The sequence below is a fragment of the Vibrio sp. FF145 genome (assembly GCF_041439075.1).
Taxonomy (GTDB): Bacteria; Pseudomonadota; Gammaproteobacteria; order Enterobacterales; family Vibrionaceae; genus Vibrio; species Vibrio tasmaniensis_A.
Window position 1 is genome coordinate 1 of sequence record NZ_JBGONH010000088.1, and the last position, 8429, is coordinate 8429.

8 protein-coding genes are annotated in these 8429 nt (G+C 43.4%); 4 read left to right on the forward strand and 4 right to left on the reverse strand.

Annotation, left to right across the window (positions count from 1 at the left end; translation table 11 throughout):
* Positions 1-225: 225 nt before the first annotated feature.
* Genes ACED42_RS21020 through ACED42_RS21030 form a run of 3 tightly spaced genes read right to left on the reverse strand, consistent with a single transcriptional unit; the run spans position 226 to position 2534 of the window.
* A complete protein-coding gene (locus ACED42_RS21020; RefSeq protein ID WP_371704011.1) occupies positions 226-771 on the reverse strand; it encodes a transcriptional regulator in 546 nt (181 codons plus the stop codon).
* On the reverse strand, positions 768-1700 hold the full coding sequence (locus tag ACED42_RS21025) for an ATP-binding cassette domain-containing protein (protein WP_371704013.1): 933 nt from the start codon (positions 1698-1700) through the stop codon (positions 768-770). Before ACED42_RS21025 ends, ACED42_RS21020 begins: the two co-directional genes overlap by 4 nt.
* A 9-nt stretch (positions 1701-1709) precedes the next feature.
* Positions 1710-2534, reverse strand: coding sequence for an ABC transporter ATP-binding protein (locus tag ACED42_RS21030; protein ID WP_371704015.1), 825 nt, complete (start codon positions 2532-2534; stop codon positions 1710-1712).
* A 361-nt stretch (positions 2535-2895) separates the two neighbouring features.
* Here ACED42_RS21030 and ACED42_RS21035 point away from each other — a divergent pair, with 361 nt between their 5' ends.
* Both ACED42_RS21035 and ACED42_RS21040 read left to right on the forward strand, forming a co-directional pair.
* Positions 2896-3090, forward strand: coding sequence for a PA3496 family putative envelope integrity protein (locus tag ACED42_RS21035; protein WP_004732575.1), 195 nt, complete (start codon positions 2896-2898; stop codon positions 3088-3090).
* A 190-nt stretch (positions 3091-3280) separates the two neighbouring features.
* Complete coding sequence (locus ACED42_RS21040; protein ID WP_012601297.1) at positions 3281-3841, forward strand: NADAR family protein; 561 nt, start codon at positions 3281-3283, stop codon at positions 3839-3841.
* 209 nt (positions 3842-4050) lie between these two features.
* On the opposite strand, the gene ACED42_RS21045 is transcribed toward ACED42_RS21040, so the two are convergent.
* Complete coding sequence (locus tag ACED42_RS21045; RefSeq protein ID WP_102248758.1) at positions 4051-4809, reverse strand: ABC transporter substrate-binding protein; 759 nt, start codon at positions 4807-4809, stop codon at positions 4051-4053.
* Positions 4810-4897: 88 nt separating this feature from the next.
* On the opposite strand from ACED42_RS21045, the gene ACED42_RS21050 reads away from it, so the two are divergent.
* Positions 4898-7324: a response regulator gene (locus ACED42_RS21050; protein ID WP_371704016.1), complete on the forward strand. Its 2427-nt coding sequence runs from the start codon at positions 4898-4900 to the stop codon at positions 7322-7324.
* A gap of 335 nt (positions 7325-7659) precedes the next feature.
* Positions 7660-8319, forward strand: a complete 660-nt coding sequence (locus tag ACED42_RS21055; protein ID WP_371704019.1) for an HAD family hydrolase — start codon at positions 7660-7662, stop codon at positions 8317-8319.
* Positions 8320-8429: the final 110 nt, after the last annotated feature.

The following is an 8429-nucleotide window of genomic DNA, read 5'->3' on the forward strand; positions in this document are numbered from 1 at the left end:
TTCTTGAAGATAAAAGCGGCTTTCCCCGGAAAGCCGCGATGAACCTTTTTTTTTGCCTGCAATTCGGCTAATCATTAACATTCAAAAGCTTACCATTTAAATTCTACAGCTTATGGAGTCCGTTCCTGAAGCATGATCAAGGTGAGATCATGCTTTCTACGGTGCTTATTTTTGATGGGGTTCAGCTTTGATGTTTGATCGAACAGGGGTTGAACAAGGAGTGGATCAGTGCAGTTGACGTAGAGCCATACCTTGATCATCGTTCTGGTGTTGACTTGCCATAAAGCGTACATGCGATTCGATCAATTTTTCTGATTCTTCTTTCCAGCGCGGTTCTTGTTGTTGGTTGGTAAACTCCAAAGCCAATACACACAAGTGCTGTAGCCGCTGTGTACACCACTCTTGTAAGTCAGGTTCTGATTTGGGATTACAAGACACAGCTTGAAGCTTGCTATAGGCAAACATCAGGTATTGGAAAGCTTTTTCCTGATGGTGCGAGCCACAAAGTTCGTTTGAGATAGATGGTGGGCTTGGTGGTGGAAGCTTTGTCGATGCCGTCAGAATTTCATCTTTATATCGATAAAACGTAAAGATTCTCAAGCATCCGTCTAACCAGCATGCGATGCCTTTGCTCTGTTTATCCGTGATCAAAGGCCCCCAGAGTGCATCTGGAGGCGTTAAGATCAAAGGCTCTAACTTCTCCACTTGATCATGCTTTCGGTCTTTGTACCAATTTCCGATCCGCTCTAACCAAGTGTCTAGTTCATTCATGCAACGTTATCCCACTGTTTAACATAGTGATTATCTGAAACTTGCTTGATCTCATGCTGTATTTCACTGCTTTGTTCACGAATACGATCGGCGTCTATTGAATAGTTTGGCTCATTTTTCACGAGTTCGCCAAATGGTAGATCAGGATCGGGCACAGCAGAGATCAATAACTTAGTGTACGGGTGTTGTGGGTTGGTTAAGATCGACTGGGTTGATCCCCACTCAACGATCTGTCCCTTGTACATCACAGCCGTCTCTTCTGCGATGTAGTGTGCTGTTGCGAGATCATGCGTAATGTACAAAAAACCTATCCCTAACTCTTTCTTCATCCTCTGCATTAGGTTCAAAACACCGAGTCGTATTGAAACATCCAACATCGAGGTGGGTTCATCGGCAAGGATAACCTCAGCACCGACTGCAAGTGCTCTTGCTAAGTTTATGCGCTGTCTTTGGCCTCCACTGAGCTCATGAGGGTATTTGGTGAGAGTTTCGATGGGCAACTCCACCAGCGTTAACAACTCTTTGAGACGCTCTGTGAGAGCTTGTTTCGTAGCAACTTGCTTGTGGATCTTAAGGGGCCGCGTTAAGTGGTGTTCAATGGTGTGGGTTGGATTGAGTGAGCCAAATGGGTCTTGAAATATCATTTGTACGCGGCTTCGGTAATCCAAGATATCTTTACGACTTTTTAAGGTAGAAATATCTCTGCCATTGAACAGTATTTCTCCCTCTGTTGGCGGATACACTTTGGTCATCAGTCGAGCGCAGGTGCTTTTCCCGCAGCCTGATTCGCCAACCAGTGCCAATGTTTTACCTGCATGTAAATCAAAACTCACCCCATGCAGTGCTCTAAAGCTCTCTTCTTTGCCAAATCCACCACCAACAGTGAATTCTTTAACGAGGTTTTTTACTTGAAAAATAGGTTGTGACATGGAGCTCTCCTAGCACGCAGTTGCGTGAGCGTGTTCGTGAATATTGGGGAAGGAACTCCATAGCTTTTGGGTGTAGGAGTGCTGAGGGTTATTGCGAATCTCATGGGCTTGGTTGACTTCAACTATCTGTCCATGACGCATGATGGCAATTCGATCGCACAGTTGGCTCATTAGTGCGAGGTCGTGGGTGATAAACAATATTGAGAAACCAAACTCTTCTCTGAGTTGGTGTATTTGCTGCAGAATTTCGCGCTGTACAACCACATCCAGTGCCGTGGTCGGTTCATCCATGATAATCAACTTAGGGTTGAGCGCGAGAGCTATAGCAATCACCAAACGTTGACGCATCCCACCGCTAAACTGGTGCGGGTACTCGGTTAGACGGTGGCGAGGGATATTGACTAGGTCGAGTAACTTTTCGGCGCGATCTTTTGCTTGCTCGTTGTTCATGCCCTTGTGGTGGCGCAATACATCGGCAAACTGTTCTTCAATGGTCAGTACAGGGTTAAGCGAGTTCATCGCGCTCTGGAACACCATTGCGATCTCACTCCAACGTAAGGTGTTCAAGTGGCTGTCCGATAAGCGCAGCAGATCTTGCCCGCCAAACAGTATTTGCCCGCCAGAGATGAAAGCCGGTGGCTTATGCAGGCGGTTAATGGCAAATGCGATGGTACTTTTGCCACACCCGGATTCTCCCGCTAAACCAAAAATCTCGCCTTGGCCTATATTAAAGCTTACGGATTTTACGGCATTAAAATCGCCGTCATCGGTAATGTAATCGACACATAGATTCTTCACTTCGAGAAGAGGTGTCTCTGAATTTTCCCTAGACATGATAAACACTCAGTTATGATATTGATAACTATTATCATTAACATGTGTTGAATTTAGTGGAAGAGAAGAGCACAAAAAGAATGAAGTGACTCGAATTATTTTTTGATTATTTCATGAAGTTTCAGCGGGAAATAGGAAATGAGAACGAGGAAAATGAGAGGTGGATCAAACCACATTTCTTATGGGGAATCTTTTAAATGTAATGGCAGAAAATGGCTTTGGCAAAGTTTAAATGAGGCATTTATTAATTAGCTTTGTGAAGCGTCGGAATCATCACATTTCAGTACAGAATTGCTTAACAAGCGAAATAGCATTTGCTACAGATTACCTGTCCATTACATGGTGCTTTTCGGAGGAAAACATGTCCATTAATTCTATCAACCATGATGAAATGACAAATATTGCAAATAAGTGGGATGCTGAAGAAGAAGTATCTTTCAAACCAGAAAAGAAAATGAAATCTGCTGAAGCTCGTCGTCGTATTGAAGCTCTAAGAGAAATTAGAGAAAGCGGTTTTAGCCTGGAAGAAGCGAGGGAGCTAGGTCTAATTCATTAACAATCCCCATTGCATTTAGAAGGGTGGCGCACCGCCACCCTTTGATTTATATGCCTTTTTTAAAGAAGTTTGTGCTTTTTATAAGTAAACCATGCTCCTTGCCTCTCACCATTTAAATCCATTGTCCTTCCTCTACATTATTTGTTCTCGACTAAAAACATGCCCTTGGCATACTCTTTAACTAAGTTGTTTGACAGTTATATGCAACGCCACTAATTTTAAAGTTAAAGCAAAAATATGCGATGTTGTTGGTAAGGAGAAGGCTATGTCTAATTCGGTGGCTAAAGCCAAAGAAGTGCTGTTCTATGAACCTGAAGATCCAAACGGGTACCTGTCAAATTTTGCCGCTTGTCCTATCAAAATCGACGATCAAGTTTGGGCAACCAGCGAGCATTATTATCAAGCGATGAAGTTTGCCTCTCAAGCGCTGCGTAACACCATTCTCGAAGCCTCGACTCCTGCTGAAGCATTCTCTTTAAGCCGTGATTATGAAGACCAAGTTCGGGAAGATTGGTATGATATTCGTGTTGAAGTGATGCAGTTCATTGTCACAGAGAAGTTCAGGCAGAACCCACAGTTTGCGTTGTTTCTTACTAATACCGGAGATTCGGTGATAAAAGAACATTCGCACAAAGACCACTTCTGGGGGGATGGTGGCGATGGAACCGGCGAGAACCATTTAGGCAAGATTCTGATGGCGGTACGACAAGAGCTTCGTACTCAGCAACTGCATTTGATTGCTGCACACTAATCCATTTACCTCCGTGGTTCCAAATTAAGTAGGTCGATTACAGGTAAACTCTTTTAGCCCTTAAAGATGAATTAAAAAAGGCCGCCCTACTTAGCTTCTGTGCTAATCAGGGCAGCCTTTTAGGCTTAAGAGCGAGTTAGTCATCGAAGAGAGCTAAATTACGTTACCTAAGCTATACCTTTATGCGAAGGTTACAACTGATGCTGTTGCTATAAGTAACTCTGTACGATGTCGTTGAGCTGACCATCGTCTTTCATTTGGTCGAGGCGCTGGTCGATGAAGCTTTGCAGTTTAGGATCCATCTCTGGGTCAAATGCTAAATGGATGGGGTAGTTATTGATCACTGAGCCAAACTCTTGCATCTGGTAGTCATCAATACTGAGTTTCTGCTCATTTAGGTTGTATTTGATTCGAGATTCCATTTCAACAAAAACGGTATCACCCGGAGTTCGGTTTAATACACGAAAAGCCGCGCTGTAATCTTTAACTCGAATCTCGTTAAGCTTACCTTGTTGGATATAAGGCTCCAGATTTGGATATTCAAACCCCACCAGCAATACCACCGCTTTTCCGTTTAAATCATCGATAGTGTTGAACTCAAATGGCTTCTTGCCGCTGCTAAGTAGCACATGTTTTACATTGTAAATCGGATCTTTAGACAAGTTTACAGATTGGATATTTCCCCAACTTGGGCTGCCATAGGTGACCCAGTTTGGATTCTCTCTAGCGTCGAGCTTATCGACCATTCGGTTGAAAGGGTAGGTGTGGTAATCGATCTCGTATTGGCTGTCGTCAAATACGGCTTCAACAATATCCGAAACCATTCCTCTGTGAGATGACCCGTCAGTTTCGATCTGAAAAGGTTGCGCTTGGCTTGCAATGATGTAGTAGTGAACAGGTTCGCTTGCAAAAGCATAACTGCTTGAAAACAAACTGACTATGGATGCAACTATTAGATGTTTTTTCATAACCTTCCCTAGTTATTTGATGAATGACTACTATTATACTAGTTGAGTAATTGTAGTTTGCTAGGATAACAATAATGGTAATTTTTGTATGGTGAATAAAGGAAAACGCTATATTGGACTCTCCCGACAGTTGATCGGGGTAATCATCGCAATCAGTACCTTATTCACAGTCATAGTGACAGGTCTAGGTTTGTATGTGGAGTACCAAAATCGAGTTTCTTTTATCAGTTCTCAGATCGAACAGGTTAAGGATGGTTATCTTTCCGGCTTAACCGCCAGTTTGTGGGTTGAAGACCGAGAGCAACTGTTTGTGCAAGCTGAAGGTATCTCGCGCTTACCCTCGGTCAGTTATCTGTTAATAGAAAGTCCCGATGAAAAAATTTTAGAATTAGGTCAACAGACGTCCGGTCAGTCTTATTCTCAATCTTGGGATATGGTGCATCAGATGGGAGGCTCAGAGTTCCAACTGGCGACGCTCACGGTGCAGTCTGATCTGAGTATGATTCTCAACGACTTTGAAGATCGGGTCTTATTATTGCTCGCTTTCGAAGCAGTTAAAATCTTCTTATTGTCTCTGGTGTGTTTAACCATCGTCTATCGCCTTGTAGTCAAGCGCTTAATGACCATGTCTTCTCAGATCAACCATCAACAGGTTGAAGATAACAAACCGCGATTTCTAACACCCACTAACTCTACATACAGTGATGAGATCTCGACACTAGAGAGTAGCTACAATCAGTCGATTGAACGTATTCGTCAACAATACCAAGAATTGGAAAAAGCCAAAGATACTGCAGAGGTAGCGAACCGCAACAAGAGTGAATTTCTTGCCAACATGAGCCACGAAATCCGCACTCCAATGAACGGGATTATTGGGCTTTCATCACTGCTTTCTGAAATGGATATGCCGAAAGAGCAAAAAGAGTATGTCGACATGCTCAACACCTCTTCGCTTACTCTACTCGATTTAATCAATGACATTCTCGACTACTCGAAGATTGAAGCGGGTCGTTTAGAGCTTCAGCAAGAGCCGATGAAAATGATGGGTATTGCTGCCGATGTAGAGTCGACTTTCAGAGTTAAAGCCGAGCAAAAAGGGCTCAAATTCCAACTGGCGATTGATCCTAAGATCCCAACCATGGTGATTGGTGATGGCACCCAGCTAAGACAAGTGCTGAATAACCTAGTCGGCAATGCCATCAAATTTACCGAACATGGTCATGTCATGCTCTCACTTCGTTTAGAAGAAGTCATAGAGCCGGAACAGAAGCTCAGAGTGAAATTTGAGGTGACCGATAGTGGTATTGGTATCGCAGAAGACAAACAACAATCGGTATTCGATAAGTTTCAACAAGCCGACGGCAGCACCACCCGCATCTACGGAGGTACGGGGCTTGGTCTTACGATATGCGATAAGATCGTGACCTTAATGGGCAGTAAGCTTGAGCTAACCAGTGTCGTAGGTAAGGGAAGTACATTCTACTTTACCGCTGACTTTGACCCGAGCTTAGACGTTGACGAGAGCAACATCGATTTTAATAAAGTCTCGGTACTTCTGGTTGATGACAGCCAGTTGAACATGCGTATTACCTCAACACAACTTCAATCATTCGGCGTTAAGTCTGAGTGCTGTGAAACTGCCACTCAAGCGTTAGAGCTTGTTTCAGAGTCTGTGGCGAAGTCGTTGCCTTATGATCTGGTGCTGATTGATAAAGTGATGCCGTCTATTGATGGATTCCAATTAGCAAGAAGTTTGATTGAGCGTTTTGATAAAGCTTGTCCGAAGCTAGTGATGATTTCTGCCGACCCTCGAAAACAGGATGAAGCACGCGCCAAACAAGTGGGTTTTGTTGCCTACATTGCTCGCCCTTATCAAGATAATCAGCTTAAATGGACGCTGAGTGAGGTCCTGGCGAGATCGGCTGATACCTCAACCTTTACCTATCCAAATCGAGGTGAGGTCGCGTTTAAAGATCATCAACCCGTACCATTAGCCAAACCATCGGGTTCTGTTGAAGCTACAACATCTGCTTCTGTTAGAACGACACAAATAGACAAACAAGCTCCAATCAAAGAAGAGCCAAAACCAGTGGCTGCTCCGTTTAGTGGTAAGGTTTTGGTCGTTGAAGATTCTAGAGTGAATCAACAAGTCGCCAAAATGATGCTTAAGAAGCTGGGGTTTGAGGTGGATATTGCAGACAACGGTGAAATTGGTGTCGAGAAATTTAAGGCCAATGACTATGTGATGATTTTCATGGATTGCCAGATGCCAGTTCTCGATGGTTTCGAAGCGACCAAGCAGATCCGAGCGCTCGAAGAAGGTACCTCTAAACACATTCCTATCGTTGCGCTGACGGCCAACGTAGTGCAACGAGATAAGCATTTGTGCTTCGATGTGGGTATGGATGAATTTTTACCAAAACCCGTCAATCAAGGGAAACTGAGAGAGATCGTTGCCAGTTTCTTGTCGAAAGGAACTGAGTCGAGCAAGGAACATGAGCAGAAAATCGTTTAGGTTCAATTAGCTGATGTCTCGCTAAAGCATATCTAACTCTATAGGAAACTCCGACAGAATCAGTCGGAGTTTCTTTTTTTTGCTAATGAGCACCTAGTTAGCTACATACACATAGTTATTTAAATACGTATAGTTAAATAACTATGTGTATCAATACTGATTGAATCCATAAGCTGTTGTATTTAAGAAAACAAGCATGTGGTGATTGTCATAGCCGTGAAATACAACTGCCACGAAAATATGCTCTTAATGTCACAATCCCGTTATAGCATGCAGCCAACTAGAACTATGGTTTAGTTTTAACCTTAACGAAATTCAACCCGTGAGAGCCTAAGATGTTCAAACCTTTGTATGTATTTGATATGGATGAAACGCTGATCAATGCCGATGCAGCGATGCTCTGGAATGAATTCTTGGTTGAAAAGGGCATTGCCACTGCGCCCAACTTTATTGAAGAAGATAAGCGCTTAATGGGCCTGTATTCGGAAGGCAAACTGAACATGGAAGATTACCTAACGTTTTCCATGCAGCCTTTAGCCGATATGCCAATAGAGCAAGTTACCGCTTTGGTGGAAGAGTGTGTTGAACAGCATATTTTGCCTAGACAGTTCAAGCAGTCGAAACCTTTGATTGAGAAGCTTGAGAATGATGACATCGACATGTTGATCATCTCTGCCAGTGTAACTTTCTTAGTGGAAGCGGTCGGTCGCAAGATTGGTATTGAGAATGCACTCGGTATCGACTTGATTGAAAACCAAGGCCGCTTCACGTCTCAGATCTTAGGTGTGCCAAGCTACCGTGAAGGTAAAGTCACCCGTTTAAAAGAGTGGTTGGATGATCAAGAAACCAACTACTCAGACATTCATTTTTATACGGATTCAATCAACGACTTACCTTTGTGCGAACACGCTGACTTTGCTTACTTGGTGAATCCATGCCCGCGTTTGAAAGCACTGTCTGATCAACCGAATTGGTCGATCCTCAACTGGGCTTAACGCAAATTTTATATTCGAATTAGGTTCGCTCTAGAACTCATCAAGCCGCTGACTACAGCCAACACCTATCATTTAAGGTGTTTAGATCGCACAGTGTAGCGAGTCTTACT

Bases quoted from the DNA above. Each gene is read 5' to 3' on its own strand.
- ACED42_RS21045 (WP_102248758.1), bottom strand. From the start codon at position 4,809: ATGAAAAAACATCTAATAGTTGCATCCATAGTCAGTTTGTTTTCAAGC.
- ACED42_RS21020 (WP_371704011.1), bottom strand. From the start codon at position 771: ATGAATGAACTAGACACTTGGTTAGAGCGGATCGGAAATTGGTACAAA.
- ACED42_RS21025 (WP_371704013.1), bottom strand. From the start codon at position 1,700: ATGTCACAACCTATTTTTCAAGTAAAAAACCTCGTTAAAGAATTCACT.
- ACED42_RS21055 (WP_371704019.1), top strand. From the start codon at position 7,660: ATGTTCAAACCTTTGTATGTATTTGATATGGATGAAACGCTGATCAAT.
- ACED42_RS21030 (WP_371704015.1), bottom strand. From the start codon at position 2,534: ATGTCTAGGGAAAATTCAGAGACACCTCTTCTCGAAGTGAAGAATCTA.
- ACED42_RS21050 (WP_371704016.1), top strand. From the start codon at position 4,898: ATGGTGAATAAAGGAAAACGCTATATTGGACTCTCCCGACAGTTGATC.
- ACED42_RS21035 (WP_004732575.1), top strand. From the start codon at position 2,896: ATGTCCATTAATTCTATCAACCATGATGAAATGACAAATATTGCAAAT.